Origin of the sequence: Pseudoxanthomonas wuyuanensis (assembly GCF_900215535.1) — a bacterium.
Lineage (GTDB): Bacteria > Pseudomonadota > Gammaproteobacteria > Xanthomonadales > Xanthomonadaceae > Pseudoxanthomonas_A > Pseudoxanthomonas_A wuyuanensis.
The window spans coordinates 261,642-279,128 of the sequence record NZ_OCND01000004.1 but is presented as its reverse complement, the minus strand read 5'-3'; the positions used below and the strand labels follow the sequence as shown (position 1 = coordinate 279,128).

The window sequence follows — 17,487 nt, the reverse complement described above, 5'->3', positions numbered from 1 at the left end:
CTCGATGCTTATGCCCGCAATGATTCGTATCACCGTTGCCGCGCTGCTGGCGCTGGCCCTGTCGCAGCCGGCGCAGGCCGCGCGCAAACCGGCGCCCGCCGAAGACCCGCTGGCCGCGGTGATGGCCGGCGAATTCGCCCTGCAGGCCGGGCAGCTGCCGGAGGCTTCGCGCTGGTATCTGCAGGCGGCGCAGCAGGACGACGACGCCGGTCTGGCCGAGCGCGCCACCCGTATCGCCCTGCTGGCCAACGATGACGCACGCGCCGCGCAGACGCTGAAACTGTGGCGGCAGCGCGCGCCGGAATCGCTGGCCATGCGGACCGCCGAAGCCACCCTGGCGCTGCGCCAGGGCAAGGCCAGGGCGGCGCGGCGCGAGCTGCTGGGCCTGCTGCGCGAAACCGACGACACGGGCTGGCGCCATGCGCTGGCCGCGTTGGGAAGCGGCGGCCGGGATCCGCAACTGTCGGCGCGCCTGCTGGGCGAACTGGTCGACGAAGGCGCCATTCCGGCCAAACTGGAAGCCTGGCTGGCCTTTGCCGGCCTGGCCCAGCAACTGGATCAGCAGGCGCTGTCCGAGCGCATCGTCGGCGAAGTGGTCCGCCGTTTCCCGCAGGAACCGCGCGTGGCCCTGCTGCATGCGCGCCAGCTGACCCGGGCGGAAAAGACCGATCAGGCGCGCAAGGTGCTGGACGGGCTGCTGCCGGCGGCGGCGGAGGACAGCGCGGTCCGGCTCAGCCTGGCCGAGGAATACGACCGCCTGGGCGATCCGGTGGCCGCTTCGCAGGCGCTGGCGCAGGGCCCGCAGGACACGCTGACCTATGGCCTGCGCGCTTCGCTGCTGGCCAAGGCCGAAGACAATATTGCGCTGGGCGAGCTTTATGAGGAACTGCGCCAGCAATCCGCAGCGGCGGCCGGCGCTGACCAGTTCAGTCCCGACCGGCGCCTGCTGCTGGGGCAGATCGCCGAGTTCCTGAAGCGGCCGCAGGAGGCGCTGGACTGGTACCGCAGCGTGCCCGGCGGCGAACAGCGCGCCGAGGCGCAGCTGCGTGCGGTCAGCACGCTGCATCAGCTGGAGCGCAAGGACGAGGCCTATGCCGAAGTGCGCCGGTTGCAGGGCGATGCCGGCAGCGAGGACGATGCCCGCCGCAATGCCTACCTGCTGGAAGCCGAACTGCGGCAGAAGGACGAAGACGACGCCGGCGAACTGGACGTGTTCGCGCGCGCGCTGGCCGCCTATCCGGACGATCTGGCGCTGCTGTACTCGCGCGGCCTGGCCTGGGAACGGCGCGACCGCATCGACCGCGCCGAAGCCGATTTCCGCAAGATCCTGGTGATCGACCCGGAAAACGTCGCCGCGCTCAATGCGCTGGGCTACACCCTGGCCGACCGCACCACCCGTTACCAGGAAGCGCTGGAACTGATCGACCGCGCCCGCGCCGCGGCGCCGGAAGACGCCGCCATCATCGACAGCTACGGCTGGGTGCTGTACCGGCTGGGCCGCAACGCCGACGCGCTGGCGGAGCTGCGGCGCGCCTACACTTTGCGCAAGGATGCCGAAATCGCCGCGCACGTCGCCGAAGTGCTGTGGGTGATGGGGCAGAAGGACGAGGCGCGCCGCTATTTCGAGGAAGCGCGCAAGCTGGACCCCGAGAACCGCTCGCTGCAGCGCGCCCTGGAGAAGACCGGCGCATGATCGGGAAAGCGTTCCTAGTCGCGGCCGCAGCGCTGGCGCTGGGCGGCTGCGCCAGCCGCGGCGTCCGCCCGCAACCGTCCCCGCAACTGACCGATCCGACCGCCATCGCTGCGGCGCAGGCCCGCCAGGCCACGCGCGAAGCCTGGCTTGGCGCGCGTCCCGACTGGCAGTTCCAGGGACGGGTGGCGGTCAGCCAGCAGGGCAAGGGCGGCAATGGCCGCATCGAATGGCGCCAGGACGACGAGCGCTACGAAGTCTCGCTGAGCGCCCCGGTGACCCGGCAGAGCTGGCGGCTGACCGGCGATCTGCACAGCCGGGCCGGCCGCCTGGAAGGGCTGGAAGGCGGCGTGCGCGAAGGCGAGGATGCCGAACAGCTGCTGCGCGAGGCGACCGGATGGGACATCCCGCTGCAGTCGCTGGTGCGCTGGGCGCGCGGCGTGGCGGACGCCTCCTACCGCAGCGACGGGCCGGCGCAGGTGGAATTCGCCGCCGACGGCCGCCTGCGCAGTCTGCGCGAGCAGGACTGGCGCATCGACTATCAGGATTGGTTCGAACCGGAAGGCGAGCGCCCGGCAATGCCGCGCCGTGTCGAAGCTTCGCGGGCGACCGCGCGGGTACGCCTGATCGTCGACCAGTGGGACATCGGCTCGCCGTGAGCGGAGGTTCCCGGGACCCGTACCCCGCTGCGGAGGGCTGGTCGGCCTGGCCGGCGCCGGCCAAGCTGAACCTGTTCCTGCAAATCGTCGGGCGGCGCGCGGATGGCTACCACCAGCTGCAGACCGTGTTCCGGCTGCTGGAGTGGGGCGACACGGTGCATCTGCGGCCACGCGACGATGGCGCCATCAGCCGGTTCGGCGAGTCGGTGCCGGGCGTCAGCGCCGACCAGGACCTGCTGGTGCGGGCGGCAAAACTTCTTAAAACGGCATCGAATTCGCCTTTGGGTGCGGACATCTCCGTCGAAAAGCGCATTCCGGCCGGTGGCGGCTTCGGCGGCGGTTCGTCCGATGCCGCAACCGTGCTGGTGGCGCTGAACCGGCTCTGGCGGCTACGGCTCGATACATCGACGCTGGCGGATCTCGGCCTGCGCCTGGGCGCCGACGTGCCGGTCTTCGTGCGTGGCGACAACGCCTGGGCCGAGGGCGTGGGCGAGGAACTGACCCCGCTGGCGCTGCCGCCGGCCTGGTATGTGCTGGTCGATCCGGGCGTTCACGTGCCCACGGCCGAACTTTTCGCTGCCCCGGATTTGACGCGCCAAGCCGCACCCGCGAAAATATCCGACTTCGTTTCGGGAAACCTGCTCGGCAATGCGTTCGAGCCGGTGCTGCGCCGCCGCGAACCGGCCATCGAGGCCGCGTTCCGGGCCTTGGCGCGTATCGGCAGACCACGCTTGACCGGCTCAGGCAGCGGCTGCTTTGTCGAATTCGCTGATCGCGCTTCGGCCGAAGCCGGCCTGGCGGAACTGTCCGGGCTGCGCGCCTGGACGGTCGCCGGCGCCTCGCGCTCGCCTTTGCAGGCCTCCCTGACGGAACCGGTGTAAGCGCACTGGGGCGTCGCCAAGCGGTTAAGGCACCGGGTTTTGATCCCGGCATGCGTAGGTTCGAATCCTACCGCCCCAGCCATCTGCAGTTCGCGCTGCGATGCTGTCATCACACAGTTGTTTCCTTCGATTACCGCCCGTGCCGAGATGAAGAAAATGCAAGACGAACGCAATCTGCTTGTCTTCTCCGGCAATGCCAACAAACCGTTGGCGGCCAGCATCTGCCGCGAGTTGGGCGTGCGCCCGGGCAAGGCGCTGGTCTCGCGTTTCTCCGACGGCGAAGTGCAGGTGGAAATCGAGGAGAACGTGCGCCGGCAGGAAGTCTTCGTCGTGCAGCCGACCTGCGCGCCCAGCGCGGAAAACCTGATGGAGCTGCTGGTGCTGATCGACGCGCTCAAGCGCGCCTCGGCCGCCAGCGTCACCGCCGTGGTGCCTTATTTCGGCTACTCGCGCCAGGACCGCCGCATGCGCTCCTCGCGGGTGCCCATCACCGCCAAGGTGGCGGCCAAGATGTTCAGCGCGGTCGATGCCGACCGGGTGTTGACGGTGGATCTGCATGCCGACCAGATCCAGGGCTTCTTCGACATGCCGGTGGACAACGTGTATGCCTCGCCGCTGTTGCTGGCCGACATCTGGCGCGCCTACGGCACCGAGAACATGATGGTGGTGTCGCCCGATGTGGGCGGTGTGGTGCGCGCACGCGCGGTCGCCAAGCGGCTGGATGATGCCGACCTGGCCATCATCGACAAGCGCCGGCCGCGCGCCAACGTGTCGACGGTGATGAACATCATCGGCGATGTCGAAGGCAAGGCCTGCGTGCTGGTCGACGACATCGTCGATACGGCCGGTACCCTGTGCGCTGCCGCCGCGGCGCTCAAGGAGCGCGGCGCCACCAAGGTGGCGGCCTACTGCACCCATGCGGTGCTGTCCGGTCCGGCGGTCAACAACCTCAACGCGTCGCTGCTGGATGAACTGGTCGTCACCGACACCATCCCGCTGTCGCCCGAAGCCAGGGCCTGCACCCGCATCCGCCAGCTCAGCGTGGCCGAGCTGCTGGCCGAAACCATCCGCCGCATCGCCTTCGGCGAGTCGGTGAGTTCGCTGTATGTAGATTAGTGAAGGGTGAAGTCTGCGATTGCATCGCCTGCAAGTGGTAAAGAGTTTCTCTTCGCCATTTGCAACCCGCGCAGCGGGTGACTTATCCCTTCACTGCCCCAAACGGCTCTTCTGGTCGCGGAAGAGTCATCAAAACCGCCGCGAGGCGGTTCATTCAACTGAAGGTAGTAGCAAAAATGGCAACGACACACGAAATCAAGGTGCAACGCCGCGAAGACGAGGGTAAGGGTGCGAGCCGCCGCCTGCGTCGCGCCGGCACGGTACCGGCCATCGTTTACGGTGGCGAACTCAAGCCGGTCAGCATCCAGCTGAACCACAACGAGGTCTGGCTGGCCAGCCAGAACGACTGGTTCTACTCGTCCATCCTGGATCTGAGCCTCAATGGCGACATCCAGAAGGTGCTGCTGCGCGATATGCAGCGTCACCCGTTCAAGCAGCAGATCATGCACCTGGATTTCCAGCGCGTGAACGAGAACGAAACCCTGCGCGCCGCGGTGCCGCTGCACTTCCTCAACGAGGACAAGTCGCCCGCCGGCAAGTCCGCCGAAGTCGTGGTCACCCACGAGCTGAACGAAGTGCAGATCAGCTGCCTGCCGAAGGATCTGCCGGAGTTCATCGAAGTCGACCTGGCCACGCTGGCTGTCGGCGACGTGATCCACCTGTCCGACATCAAGCTGCCGGCCGGCGTCGAGCTGCCGGAACTGAAGCTGGGCAAGGAGCACGATGTGGCGGTGGTCATCGCCAAGCACGGCCGCGTGGAAGCCGCGGAGTCGGAAGAAGAGCCTGCGGCCGAAGTGCCGGCGACCAAGGCCGCCAAGAAAGACGAAGAGAAGAAGTAATCCTGCCTGGGTTCGCCCGCCGCCGCGGCGGTGGGCGAACCTGCAGCGGGTATCGTTATGGCAGGCTTGCGTCTCATCGTCGGACTGGGCAATCCCGGGGCCGAACACGCGCGAACCCGGCACAATGCCGGGTTCCGTTTTGTCGATGCCCTGGCAGAACAACAGGGTGTGCGCTTCGGTCTGGAATCCAAGCTGTTCGGCGAGACCGCCAAGGTGGTCATTGCCGGGCAATCGGTGTGGCTACTGAAACCGGCCACCTACATGAACCTCAGCGGCAAATCGGTCAACGCCGCGCTGCGCTACTGGAAAATCGCCCCGGAAGAGGCGCTGCTGGCGCACGACGAACTGGATCTGGCGCCGGGCACGGCGCGGTTGAAGTTCGATGGCGGCCACGGCGGCCAGAACGGCCTGCGCGATACCATGCAATTGCTGGGCCACGGCAAGTTCCACCGCCTGCGCATCGGCATCGGCCACCCGGGCCACAAGGACAAGGTCACGCCGTGGGTGCTGGGCAGGCCGGGCAAGGATGACGAAATCCTGATCGGCCGTGCCATCGACAATGCCATCGACGCGCTGCCGCTGGCGGTTTCAGGCAATTTCATGGATGCGATGACACGGCTGCACACTGTGAAGCAGGGTTGAGTGGAGAGCAGTGAGGAGTGAGGGCGCACGCCACTCACTCCTGACTTCTCACGGCTCACTCCTCGAATATGGGTATCAAATGCGGCATCGTCGGTCTGCCCAACGTCGGCAAATCGACCCTGTTCAATGCGCTGACCAAGGCGGGCATCGCTGCGGCCAATTTTCCGTTCTGCACGATCGAACCCAACGTCGGCGTGGTGCCGGTACCGGACCCGCGGCTGAACCAACTGGCCGAAATCGTCAAACCGCAAAAGTGCATTCCCACCGCGGTCGAATTCGTCGACATCGCCGGGCTGGTGGCCGGTGCGGCCAGCGGCGAGGGCCTGGGCAACAAGTTCCTGGCCCATATCCGCGAGGTCGATGCCATCACCCATGTGGTGCGCTGCTTCGAACATGGCGATATCGTCCATGTGGCCGGCAAGGTCGACCCGCTGTCGGATATCGACACCATCGACACCGAGCTGGCGCTGGCGGATCTGGATAGCGTCGAAAAAGCACTCAACCGCGCCGAACGTTCAGCCAAGGCCGGCGAAAAGGATGCCATCGCCCGCAAGCCGGTCTTGCAGAAGCTGCATGCGGGCCTCAGCGAAGGCAGGCCCGGCCGCGCACTGGGCCTGGACGAAGAGGAAAAGGCGCTGGTCCGGGACCTGTTCCTGCTGACCCTGAAGCCGGTGATGTACGTAGCCAACGTGCTGGAAGACGGCTTCGACAACAATCCGCACCTGGATGCCGTGCGTGCCCGTGCCGCGGCCGAAGGCGCCGAGGTGGTGCCGGTGTCGGCCGCCATCGAGGAGGAACTGTCGCAGCTGGACGATGCCGATCGCGATGCCTTCCTGACCGACCTGGGGCTGGACGAGCCGGGCCTGAACCGGGTCATCCGCGCCGCCTACAAGCTGCTGGGCCTGCAGACCTATTTCACCGCTGGGGTAAAGGAAGTCCGCGCCTGGACGGTCAAGGCCGGTTCCACCGCCCCGCAGGCCGCGGCGGTCATCCATACCGATTTCGAGAAGGGCTTCATCCGCGCCGAGACCATCTCCTTCGACGATTTCCTCAAGTACAAGGGCGAATCCGGCGCCCGCGACGCCGGCCGCCTGCGCCTGGAAGGCAAGGAATACCGGGTGCAGGAAGGCGACGTACTGCACTTCCGCTTCAATGTTTGAAAATTCCTGCCCGCGCGCGTTGACAGGGCGGCGGGTTCAGGCCAAAATCTCGGGCTGTTTCACCCTGGCTTGAATTTGACCGCGCCGGTCGACTCAATCCGGTGAATCCGGAGGGATACCCAAGCGGCCAACGGGGGCAGACTGTAAATCTGCTGGCTTACGCCTTCGGTGGTTCGAATCCACCTCCCTCCACCAAATTGATGTGTCCGGATTCAGCAGTTGTCAGCGATGTCCGGTCAGGCGAAACACGAGGTGGGTGAGAACCGCCGAGTGGTTCGACAGAAGTCCCGAAGGGGCTTCTGAACGCACCGGAGGTGCGGCCCGGAGGGCGAGGGACGAAGTCCCGAGTCATCCACCTCCCTCCACCAAATTGATGTGTCCGGATTCAGCAGTTGTCAGCGATGTCCGGGCAGAACAAGTAAAACGAGTTGTTGCGGTTTCCCGGCGCGGGAGTAGTTCAACGGTAGAACCTCAGCCTTCCAAGCTGATGGTGCGGGTTCGATTCCCGTCTCCCGCTCCACTGAACGCTCCTGCATTGCCGCACCAACGAAAACAGTTTCACGCTCACGTAGCTCAGTCGGTAGAGCACCTCCTTGGTAAGGAGGAGGTCGATGGTTCGATTCCATTCGTGAGCACCATCCAAGCGTCACAAAAGCAACATCCATTCAACGATCTACTCGAGAACAGGCAGCCATGGCAAAGGGTAAATTCGAACGCACCAAGCCGCACGTGAACGTGGGCACGATTGGTCACGTTGACCACGGCAAGACGACGCTGACGGCGGCGCTGACGAAGGTGGGCGCGGAGCGCTTTGGCGGCGAGTTCAAGGCGTACGACGCGATTGACGCGGCGCCGGAAGAGAAGGCGCGCGGCATCACGATTTCGACGGCGCATGTGGAATACGAAAGCCCGAACCGGCACTACGCGCATGTGGACTGCCCGGGTCACGCGGACTACGTGAAGAACATGATTACCGGTGCGGCGCAGATGGACGGCGCGATTCTGGTGTGCTCGGCGGCGGACGGCCCGATGCCGCAGACGCGCGAGCACATTCTGCTGGCGCGCCAGGTGGGCGTGCCGTACATCGTGGTGTTCCTGAACAAGGCGGACATGGTGGACGACGCCGAGCTGCTGGAGCTGGTGGAAATGGAAGTTCGCGAGCTGCTGAGCAAGTACGACTTCCCGGGCGACGACACGCCGATTATTCATGGTTCGGCGCTGAAGGCGCTGGAAGGCGACCAGAGCGAGATTGGCGTGCCGGCCATCATCAAGCTGGTGGAGGCGCTGGACAGCTACATTCCGGAGCCCGAGCGCGACATCGACAAGCCGTTCCTGATGCCGGTGGAAGACGTGTTCTCGATTTCCGGCCGTGGCACGGTGGTGACCGGTCGTATTGAGCGCGGCATCATCAAGGTGGGCGACGAAATCGAAATCGTGGGCATCCGTCCGACCCAGAAGACGACGGTGACGGGCGTGGAAATGTTCCGCAAGCTGCTGGACCAGGGCCAGGCGGGCGACAACGCCGGTCTGCTGCTGCGCGGCACCAAGCGTGACGACGTGGAGCGCGGGCAGGTGCTGGCCAAGCCGGGTTCGATTACCCCGCACACCGAGTTCGAGGCCGAGGTGTACGTGCTGAGCAAGGACGAAGGCGGGCGTCACACGCCGTTCTTCAAGGGCTACCGTCCGCAGTTCTACTTCCGGACCACGGACATCACCGGCGCGGTGACGCTGCCGGAGGGTGTGGAGATGGTGATGCCGGGCGACAACGTGAAGATGACGGTGGCGCTCATCAACCCGGTGGCGATGGACGAAGGCCTGCGCTTTGCGATTCGCGAAGGCGGCCGTACGGTTGGCGCCGGCGTGGTGGCCAAAATCATCAAGTGACGAACTGACCCGGGCGCGCAGTGCGCGCCCGGCTTTGTCGGTTCGTCATCCCGGCGCAGGTCGGGGCCCAGCTGACAAAGCGCGAATGGCGGGCCGGAACCTCGGTCCGCCTTCGCCGTCTAAAGGAACCAGCAGCATTTCATACGCCAGTAGCTCAATTGGCAGAGCAGCGGTCTCCAAAACCGCAGGTTGGGGGTTCGAGTCCCTCCTGGCGTGCCACATGGCGGATCCCTCCGCAAACGTCCGCTCATTCGTGAGCGGGCTGTCACTCAAAGAGCAACCGTGACTTGAACAGCAAAGTCGAACATTCCAAGGGCGCTTCTGCGGCTGGCGACATCGCCAAATACGTCCTCGCGATTGCGCTGGTGGCAGCAGGCCTGGCGGCATGGTGGTGGTTCAACGGCCAGTGGGCCACGCCGCTGCGGTCGCTGGCGGTGGCCGCCGGACTTGTGCTGGGCGCGGTGGTGTTCCTGACCAGCAGCAAGGGCCGCGATACCCGCGAGTTCCTGGCCGAGTCGCGCTTCGAGATGCGCAAGGTCGTCTGGCCGACGCGTCAGGAAGCGATGCGCACTACCTGGGTGGTGATCGTGGTGGTCATCATCCTCAGCCTGATTCTGGCGGCGTTCGATTTCGCCATCAAAGCGCTGATCGAGCTGTTCCTGAACTTTGGCCGCTGAGGAGAATGTCGCAGTGAAGCGTTGGTATGTCGTACACGCCTATTCGGGCTTCGAGAAGTCGGTGGCGCAGGCGTTGCGGGACCGGATTGTCCGCGACGGCATGGAAGACCGTTTCGGCGACGTGCTGGTTCCCACCGAAGAAGTCGTGGAAATGCGTTCCGGCCAGAAGCGCCGTTCCGAACGCAAGTTCTTCCCGGGCTACGTGCTGGTGCAGATCGAGACCCATGACGAAGCGGGCATCCCGCGCATGGACAACGAAAGCTGGCACCTGGTCAAGGACACCTCCAAGGTGCTGGGCTTCATCGGCGGCACCGCCGACCGTCCGCTGCCGATCCGCGATGAGGAGGCCGCCGCCATCCTCGACCGCGTGCAGGAAGGCGTCGAGAAGCCTCGCCCGAAAGTGCTGTTCGAGCCGGGCGAGATGGTCCGCGTCATCGATGGCCCGTTCAACGACTTCAACGGCGTGGTCGAGGAAGTCAACTACGAAAAGAGCCGCCTGCGGGTGGCGGTGCTGATTTTCGGCCGTTCCACCCCGGTGGAACTGGAATTCGGCCAGGTCGAAAAGGCCTGAGAACGGTCGTCCTGGGCCGGTTCGGCAGGGGACGGAAAATCCTGATATACTGCGCGGCTCACTGTCCGGTGTAGCCGGGCGGAAGCGCTGGCCGCCCTCTGGGCGGCCGTCTGCGCGAATGGATTCAGCAAAGCAACGCGATTGTCGGGACGCGTGATTTTCCCGACCCGATGGGGAGCCTGTCGTCCAGGCGCTAGCACCCGGAGAAGACTCAGATGGCAAAGAAAGTTGTCGGTTACATCAAGCTGCAGGTAAAGGCCGGCCAGGCCAATCCCTCGCCGCCGGTCGGTCCTGCGCTGGGTCAGCGCGGCCTGAACATCATGGAATTCTGCAAGGCGTTCAATGCCGCCACCCAGAAGCTGGAACCGGGTTTGCCGATTCCGACCGTGATCACGGCCTATTCGGACCGCACCTTCACCTTCATCACCAAGACGCCCCCGGCGACCATCCTGCTCAAGAAGGCCGTCGGCATCCAGTCCGGCTCCAAGCGCCCGAACACCGAGAAGGTGGGCAAGGTCACCCGCAAGCAGCTCGAGGAAATCGCCAAGGCGAAGGAACCCGATCTGACCGCGGCCGATCTGGACGCTGCAGTGCGCACCATCGCGGGCTCGGCCCGTTCGATGGGTTTGACGGTGGAGGGCTGAGACCATGGCAAAGAGCAAACGACAGAAAGCGATTTTCGCTGCAGTGACCCCGGGCAAGGCCTATTCGATCGAAGAAGCGCTGAAGATCGTCAAGACCGCCACCAAGGCCAAGTTTGTCGAATCCGTCGACGTGGCCGTGCGCCTGGGCGTGGACGCCAAGAAGTCCGACCAGCAGGTGCGCGGTTCCACCGTGCTGCCGGCAGGTACCGGCAAGTCGGTGCGCGTGGCGGTGTTCGCCCCGGCCGGCGCCAAGGCTGACGAAGCCGCCGCCGCCGGCGCCGAAGCCGTCGGCATGGACGATCTGGCCGAGAAGATGCTGGCCGGCGACATCAACTACGACGTGGTCATCGCCACGCCGGACGCGATGCGCGTGGTCGGCAAGCTGGGTACGGTGCTGGGCCCGCGCGGCCTGATGCCCAACCCCAAGGTCGGCACCGTGTCGCCGAACCCGGCAGAAGCGGTGAAGAACGCCAAGTCGGGCCAGGTGCGTTACCGCACCGACAAGGCCGGCATCATCCACTGCACCATCGGCAAGGCCAGCTTCGAAGACGAAGCGCTGAAGTCGAACCTGCAGGCCCTGCTGGCCGATCTGGTCAAGGCCAAGCCGGCGACCTCCAAGGGCCAGTACCTGCAGAAGGTCTCGGTCAGCTCGACCATGGGCCCCGGCGTGACCGTGGACCAGTCCTCGCTGTCCTTGAAGTAAGAAAGCAGGAACGAGTGACGAGGAGTGAGGAACGAGTAAAAGCGACGGCGAAAGCGGTTCACTCGTTTCTGGTTCCTCTCCACTCGTTTCTGGAAGTTTTGATAGCAATAAGTATGAAAGCAGGAACGAGTAGAGAGACATGAGAAACGAGTAAAAGCGGGGACGGCCAAATCCCACTCGTTTCTCGTTCCTAACCACTCGTTCCTAAGCTTTTGAGGGCAATCGCGGAGGGCTCCGGCCCGATGCGATAGCTGTCAAAGACCGCAGGTGCGGTCAGCGCATATCGATGACGGGCAGGGAAGCTTGATCACGGCAGGGAGTCGCCATCGGTACAGCGGGATCGCTTAATTCGATTCCATCGCCGGAATCGTGCCCGCGTAGATGGTGCCGCCTTCTGGAAGTTTTCTGGTTCCACCCTTCTGGGGATGCCAGTCAGAAAGGCCACCACCGGGACGCGCAGCGTCCCCGGTGCCCAGGGAGGGGCGCCGCCCAGGACCGCAAGCGGCAGGAGCCGTGAGCGGAGTTCACAAGAGGAGTGTTTATGGCTCTTAATCTGTCCCAGAAGCAAGAAGTTGTCGCCGAGCTGGCAGACGTCGCCGCCAAGGCCCACTCCCTGATCGCCGCCGAGTACGCAGGCACCACGGTCACGCAGATGACCGAGATGCGCAAGAAGGCCCGCGAATCCGGCGTGTACTTGAGAGTCGTCAAGAACACGCTGGCCGCGCGCGCCGTGGAAGGTACCGAATACGAGTGCACCAAAGATGCGCTGGTCGGTCCTTTGCTGTATGCGTTCTCGACCGAGGAGCCCGGCGCCGCCGGTCGCCTGATCAAGGAATTCGCCAAGGGCAACGACAAGCTGCAGCCCAAGATCGTCGCCGTAGGGGGCCAGCTGTATCCGGCCAGCCATGTCGACGTGCTGGCTTCGCTGCCGACGCTCGATCAGGCGCTGGCCATGCTGGCCCGCGTGCTGGCCGAACCGGCAAGCATGTTCGCCCGCGCGGTCAAGGCCGTGGGCGACAAGCAGGGCGGCGGCGAAGAAGCCGCTGCTGAAGAAGCCCCGGCTGAAGCCTGAGCGCAGCTGCCCAAGTTCGATACCCGTACGGTTCCAACGAACCTCACCCAGAAAAATTTTCAAAGGTAATCACAATGTCCCTGTCTAACGAACAGATCGTCGACGCCATCGCCGAAAAGACCCTGATGGAAGTGATGGAGCTGGTCAAGGCCATCGAAGAGAAGTTCGGCGTGTCCGCCGCCGCTCCGGTTGCCGCCGTTGCTGCCGCCGGTCCGGTTGCCGCTGTCGAAGAGCAGACCGAGTTCAACATCATCCTGAAGTCCGCTGGCGACAAGAAGGTGGAAGTCATCAAGGCTGTCCGCGCCATCACCGGCCTGGGCCTGAAGGAAGCCAAGGACCTCACCGAAGCCGGTGGCGTGGTCAAGGAAGGCGTGTCGAAGGAAGATGCCGACAAGTTCAAGAAGGACCTCGAAGCCGCTGGTGCGACTGTCGAAGTGAAGTAAGCGAAATCCGTCGCCGGCTGACATTGGCGACACACCGAGGCCGGGGGCGCAAGCCCCTGGCCTTCGGTCGTTGTTGTTGTGCGGTGAAGTCGCCTCGCCTAGCGAGGCTGTGAAGTCGGCCGCTTACGCGGCCTGTGCATGGCCAATGGGAGCATCGCTCTTGACTGGCCATTTGCGGCGCGAAGCGCGATTTGACCCTTCACCGGCTTAAAAAAACCGAGTTGGTAGTTGGAAGTAGCAAGAGAAGGCGTGCTGGTGCCGGCAATACCAGCGACTTCCAACTGACGATTTACCGTTCCCCCGGGACTGCGCAAGCGCAGCCCAGATGCCAAAGGCGACTAGTCAAATGACGACATATTCGTTCACCGAAAAGAAGCGTATCCGCAAGGATTTCGGCAAGCAGCGCCAGATCCTCGAGGTCCCGTTCCTGCTCGCCATCCAGGTCGATTCCTACCGTGAATTCCTGCAGGAACACGTAGAGCCTTCCAAGCGCGAGGACAAGGGCCTGCATGCCGCGCTGAAGTCCGTGTTCCCGATCGCCAGCTACAGCGGCAACGCCGCGCTGGAATATGTCGGCTACAAGCTGGGCGAGCCGGGCTTCGACGAGCGCGAATGCCGTAACCGCGGGCTGAGCTACGGCGCCCCGCTGCGCGTCACCGTGCGCCTGGTGATCTACGACCGCGAGTCGTCCACCAAGGCCATCAAGTACGTGAAGGAACAGGAGGTCTATCTGGGCGAAATCCCGCTGATGACCGACAACGGCACCTTCATCGTCAACGGCACCGAGCGCGTCATCGTTTCGCAGCTGCACCGCAGCCCGGGCGTGTTCTTCGATCACGACCGCGGCAAGACCCACAGCTCGGGCAAGCTGCTGTACAGCGCCCGCATCATTCCTTACCGCGGCTCCTGGCTGGACTTCGAGTTCGACCCGAAGGACGCGCTGTTCACCCGTATCGACCGTCGCCGCAAGCTGCCGGTGACCATCCTGTTGCGTGCGCTGGGCTACAGCAACGAAGAGATGTTGAACGAGTTCTTCGACATCAACACCTTCCACATCCTGCCCGAAGGCGTGCAGCTGGAACTGGTGGCCGAGCGCCTGCGCGGCGAAACGCTGAACTTCGATCTGGCCGACGGCGACAAGGTCATCGTCGAAGCCGGCAAGCGCATCACCGCGCGCCACGTCAAGCAGCTGGAGCAGAGCGGCATCGCCGCCCTGGCGGTGCCGGACGAGTACCTGGTCGGCCGCATCCTGTCGCATGACGTTATCGACGCCAACACCGGCGAACTGCTGGCCACTGCCAACGACGAAATCAGCGAAGACCAGCTGATCGCGTTCCGCAAGGCCGGCGTCGACGCGGTCGGCACGCTGTGGGTCAACGATCTGGATCGCGGTCCGTACCTGTCCAACACCCTGCGCATCGACCCGTCCAAGACGCAGCTGGAAGCGCTGGTGGAAATCTACCGGATGATGCGTCCGGGCGAGCCGCCGACCAAGGACGCCGCGCAGAACCTGTTCCATAACCTGTTCTTCACCTTCGAGCGCTACGACCTGTCCAACGTCGGCCGCATGAAGTTCAACCGCCGGGTCGGCCGCAAGGAAGTCACCGGCGAGTCGGTGCTGTACGACAAGAAGTACTTCGGTGCGCGCAACGATGAGGAATCCAAGCGTCTGGTCGCCGAACTGGGCGAGACCTCGGACATCCTGGAAGTCATCAAGGTCCTGACCGAGATCCGCAACGGCCGCGGCGTCGTCGACGACATCGATCACCTCGGCAACCGCCGCGTGCGTTCGGTCGGCGAAATGGCCGAGAACGTGTTCCGCGTGGGCCTGGTCCGCGTCGAGCGCGCGGTCAAGGAGCGCCTGTCGATGGCCGAGTCCGAGGGCCTGACCCCGCAGGAACTGATCAACGCCAAGCCGGTGGCCGCGGCGATCAAGGAGTTCTTCGGCTCCTCGCAGCTGTCGCAGTTCATGGACCAGAACAATCCGCTGTCGGAAGTCACCCACAAGCGCCGCGTTTCGGCGCTGGGCCCGGGCGGCCTGACCCGCGAGCGCGCCGGCTTCGAAGTGCGCGACGTGCATCCGACCCATTACGGCCGCGTCTGCACCATCGAGACGCCGGAAGGCCCGAACATCGGCCTGATCAACTCGCTGGCCGTGTACGCCCGCACCAATGGCTATGGCTTCCTGGAAACCCCGTACCGCAAGGTCGTCGACGGCGTCGTCAGCGACGAGATCGAATACCTGTCGGCGATCGAGGAGAACGAGTACGTCATTGCCCAGGCCAATGCGCTGCATGACGCCAAGGGCAAGCTGACCGAGCAGTTCGTGCCGTGCCGCCAGCAGGGCGAATCGCTGCTGAAGCCGCCGAGCGAAGTGGACTACATGGACGTCTCGCCGATGCAGACGGTGTCGATCGCCGCCGCGCTGGTGCCGTTCCTGGAGCACGATGACGCCAACCGCGCGCTGATGGGCGCCAACATGCAGCGCCAGGCCGTGCCGACGCTGCGCGCGCAGAAGCCGCTGGTAGGCACCGGCATCGAGCGCGCCGTGGCGCGCGACTCCGGCGTGACCGTCAACGCGCTGCGCGGCGGTGTGGTCGAGCAGATCGATGCCGGCCGCATCGTGGTCAAGGTCAACGAGGAGGAAATCTCCGGCGAACACGATGCCGGCGTCGATATCTACTCGCTGATCAAGTACACCCGTTCCAACCAGAACACCTGTATCAACCAGACCCCGCTGGTCAACGTGGGCGATGTCATCGCCCGCGGCGACGTGCTGGCCGACGGCCCGTCCACCGACATCGGCGAACTGGCCCTGGGCCAGAACATGCTGATCGCGTTCATGCCGTGGAACGGCTACAACTTCGAAGACTCCATCCTGCTGTCCGAGCGCGTGGTGGAAGAGGATCGCTACACCACGATCCACATCGAAGAGCTGACCTGCGTCGCCCGCGACACCAAGCTGGGACCGGAAGAAATCTCCGCCGACATCCCCAACGTTTCCGAGCAGGCACTGAACCGCCTGGACGAGAGCGGCGTGGTGTATATCGGCGCCGAGGTGCGCGCCGGCGACATCCTGGTCGGCAAGGTCACGCCGAAGGGCGAGAGCCAGCTGACCCCGGAAGAGAAGCTGCTGCGCGCGATCTTCGGCGAGAAGGCCTCCGACGTTAAGGACAGCTCGCTGCGCGTGCCGCCGGGCATGGACGGCACCGTCATCGACGTGCAGGTCTTCACCCGCGACGGCATCGAGAAGGACAAGCGCGCGCGCCAGATCGAGGAAAACGAGATCAAGCGCGTCAAGAAGGACTTCGACGATCAGTTCCGTATCCTGGAAGGCGCCATCTACGCCCGCCTGCGCTCGTCGCTGGTCGGCAAGGTCGCCAACGGCGGTACCGGCCTGAAGAAGGGCGACACCATCACTGACGCCTACCTGGACGGCTTGAAGAAGGCCGACTGGTTCGCCATCCGCATGAAGGATGACGACGCGGTCGACGCGATCGAGCGCGCACAGAAGCAGATCCAGGCGCACGAGAAGGAATTCGAGCGTCGTTTCGCCGACAAGCGCGGCAAGATCACCGCCGGCGACGATCTGGCCCCGGGCGTGCTGAAGATGGTCAAGGTCTACCTGGCCGTCAAGCGCCGCATCCAGCCCGGCGACAAGATGGCCGGCCGTCACGGCAACAAGGGCGTGGTTTCGACCATCGTGCCGGTTGAGGACATGCCGTACATGGCCAACGGCGAGACCGTCGACATCGTGCTGAACCCGCTGGGCGTGCCGTCGCGTATGAACATCGGCCAGGTGCTGGAAGTCCACCTGGGCTGGGCCGCCAAGGGCCTGGGTCGCAAGATCCAGAACATGCTCGAGGCGCAGGCCAAGGTGGCCGATCTGCGCAAGTTCCTGCATCAGATCTACAACCATGATCTGAAGCTGGGCGAGGAGCGCGTGGACCTGGGACAGTTCAGCGACGAGGAACTGATCGCGCTGGCCAAGAACCTGACCGACGGCGTGCCGATGGCCACTCCGGTGTTCGACGGTGCGGCCGAAAGCGAGATCAAGGCCATGCTGGAACTGGCCGATCTGCCGATCAGCGGCCAGACCCAGCTGTACGACGGCCGCACCGGCGAGGCGTTCGACCGCCACACCACGGTCGGCTACATGCACATGCTGAAGCTCAACCATCTGGTGGACGACAAGATGCACGCGCGTTCGACTGGCCCGTACTCGCTGGTCACCCAGCAGCCGCTGGGCGGCAAGGCGCAGTTCGGCGGTCAGCGCTTCGGCGAAATGGAAGTCTGGGCGCTGGAAGCCTACGGCGCGGCGCACACCCTGCAGGAAATGCTGACGGTCAAGTCCGACGACGTGCAGGGCCGCAACCAGATGTACAAGAACATCGTCGACGGCGAACACGAGATGGTCGCCGGCATGCCGGAATCCTTCAACGTACTGGTGAAGGAAATCCGTTCGCTGGCCATCAACATGGAATTGGAAGACTGAAAGGCAGGGAC

General features: G+C 64.7%; 15 protein-coding genes, 5 tRNA genes and 1 other RNA gene. All 21 read left to right on the top strand.

Annotated features, from left to right (window positions below; all coding sequences use genetic code 11):
• The first annotated feature begins 10 nt into the window (after positions 1-10).
• The 21 genes from CRO39_RS10625 to rpoB all read left to right on the top strand — a co-directional run bounded on the left by CRO39_RS10625 (position 11) and on the right by rpoB (position 17,476).
• Positions 11-1,693 (top strand): tetratricopeptide repeat protein, encoded by a 1,683-nt coding sequence (locus CRO39_RS10625; RefSeq protein ID WP_097121913.1) that lies wholly within the window; start codon positions 11-13, stop codon positions 1,691-1,693.
• Complete coding sequence (gene lolB, locus CRO39_RS10620; protein ID WP_097121912.1) at positions 1,690-2,349, top strand: lipoprotein insertase outer membrane protein LolB; 660 nt, start codon at positions 1,690-1,692, stop codon at positions 2,347-2,349. Before CRO39_RS10625 ends, lolB begins: the two co-directional genes overlap by 4 nt.
• Complete coding sequence (gene ispE / locus CRO39_RS10615; protein ID WP_097121911.1) at positions 2,346-3,230, top strand: 4-(cytidine 5'-diphospho)-2-C-methyl-D-erythritol kinase; 885 nt, start codon at positions 2,346-2,348, stop codon at positions 3,228-3,230. The genes lolB and ispE overlap by 4 nt, the downstream gene beginning before the upstream one ends.
• Positions 3,231-3,236: 6 nt before the next feature.
• A tRNA-Gln gene (locus tag CRO39_RS10610) sits at positions 3,237-3,312 on the top strand.
• Positions 3,313-3,386: 74 nt separating this feature from the next.
• The gene (locus tag CRO39_RS10605) at positions 3,387-4,346 is read left to right on the top strand and encodes a ribose-phosphate diphosphokinase (protein ID WP_097122020.1); all 960 of its coding nucleotides are present in this window, start codon (positions 3,387-3,389) and stop codon (positions 4,344-4,346) included.
• A gap of 176 nt (positions 4,347-4,522) precedes the next feature.
• Positions 4,523-5,185: a 50S ribosomal protein L25/general stress protein Ctc gene (locus CRO39_RS10600; RefSeq protein WP_097121910.1), complete on the top strand. Its 663-nt coding sequence runs from the start codon at positions 4,523-4,525 to the stop codon at positions 5,183-5,185.
• Positions 5,186-5,242: 57 nt separating this feature from the next.
• Positions 5,243-5,827: an aminoacyl-tRNA hydrolase gene (gene pth / locus CRO39_RS10595; RefSeq protein ID WP_097121909.1), complete on the top strand. Its 585-nt coding sequence runs from the start codon at positions 5,243-5,245 to the stop codon at positions 5,825-5,827.
• Between the two features lie 68 nt (positions 5,828-5,895).
• Entirely contained in the window at positions 5,896-6,987 is a 1,092-nt protein-coding gene (gene ychF / locus CRO39_RS10590; RefSeq protein WP_097121908.1) for a redox-regulated ATPase YchF, read from the top strand.
• Between the two features lie 109 nt (positions 6,988-7,096).
• Positions 7,097-7,182: transfer RNA gene (locus CRO39_RS10585), tRNA-Tyr, on the top strand.
• Positions 7,183-7,222: 40 nt separating this feature from the next.
• Positions 7,223-7,355, top strand: a non-coding RNA gene (locus tag CRO39_RS10580) — RtT sRNA.
• A gap of 78 nt (positions 7,356-7,433) precedes the next feature.
• Positions 7,434-7,507 (top strand) — tRNA-Gly (locus CRO39_RS10575).
• A 42-nt stretch (positions 7,508-7,549) separates the two neighbouring features.
• Positions 7,550-7,625: transfer RNA gene (locus CRO39_RS10570), tRNA-Thr, on the top strand.
• 55 nt (positions 7,626-7,680) lie between these two features.
• Positions 7,681-8,871, top strand: a complete 1,191-nt coding sequence (gene tuf / locus CRO39_RS10565) for an elongation factor Tu (RefSeq protein ID WP_097121898.1) — start codon at positions 7,681-7,683, stop codon at positions 8,869-8,871.
• Positions 8,872-9,014: 143 nt separating this feature from the next.
• A tRNA-Trp gene (locus tag CRO39_RS10560) sits at positions 9,015-9,090 on the top strand.
• 68 nt (positions 9,091-9,158) lie between these two features.
• Complete coding sequence (gene secE, locus CRO39_RS10555; RefSeq protein WP_097121907.1) at positions 9,159-9,548, top strand: preprotein translocase subunit SecE; 390 nt, start codon at positions 9,159-9,161, stop codon at positions 9,546-9,548.
• Between the two features lie 13 nt (positions 9,549-9,561).
• Positions 9,562-10,119 carry a transcription termination/antitermination protein NusG gene (gene nusG / locus CRO39_RS10550; RefSeq protein WP_097122019.1) on the top strand — a complete coding sequence of 186 codons (558 nt, stop codon included), beginning with the start codon at positions 9,562-9,564 and terminating at the stop codon, positions 10,117-10,119.
• Between the two features lie 215 nt (positions 10,120-10,334).
• Entirely contained in the window at positions 10,335-10,763 is a 429-nt protein-coding gene (gene rplK / locus CRO39_RS10545; protein WP_097121906.1) for a 50S ribosomal protein L11, read from the top strand.
• Between the two features lie 4 nt (positions 10,764-10,767).
• A complete protein-coding gene (rplA, locus tag CRO39_RS10540; protein ID WP_097121905.1) occupies positions 10,768-11,466 on the top strand; it encodes a 50S ribosomal protein L1 in 699 nt (232 codons plus the stop codon).
• Between the two features lie 541 nt (positions 11,467-12,007).
• Positions 12,008-12,538: a 50S ribosomal protein L10 gene (rplJ, locus tag CRO39_RS10535; RefSeq protein ID WP_097121904.1), complete on the top strand. Its 531-nt coding sequence runs from the start codon at positions 12,008-12,010 to the stop codon at positions 12,536-12,538.
• 74 nt (positions 12,539-12,612) lie between these two features.
• Complete coding sequence (gene rplL, locus CRO39_RS10530; RefSeq protein ID WP_097121903.1) at positions 12,613-12,981, top strand: 50S ribosomal protein L7/L12; 369 nt, start codon at positions 12,613-12,615, stop codon at positions 12,979-12,981.
• Between the two features lie 346 nt (positions 12,982-13,327).
• Entirely contained in the window at positions 13,328-17,476 is a 4,149-nt protein-coding gene (gene rpoB, locus CRO39_RS10525) for a DNA-directed RNA polymerase subunit beta (protein ID WP_097121902.1), read from the top strand.
• Positions 17,477-17,487: the final 11 nt, after the last annotated feature.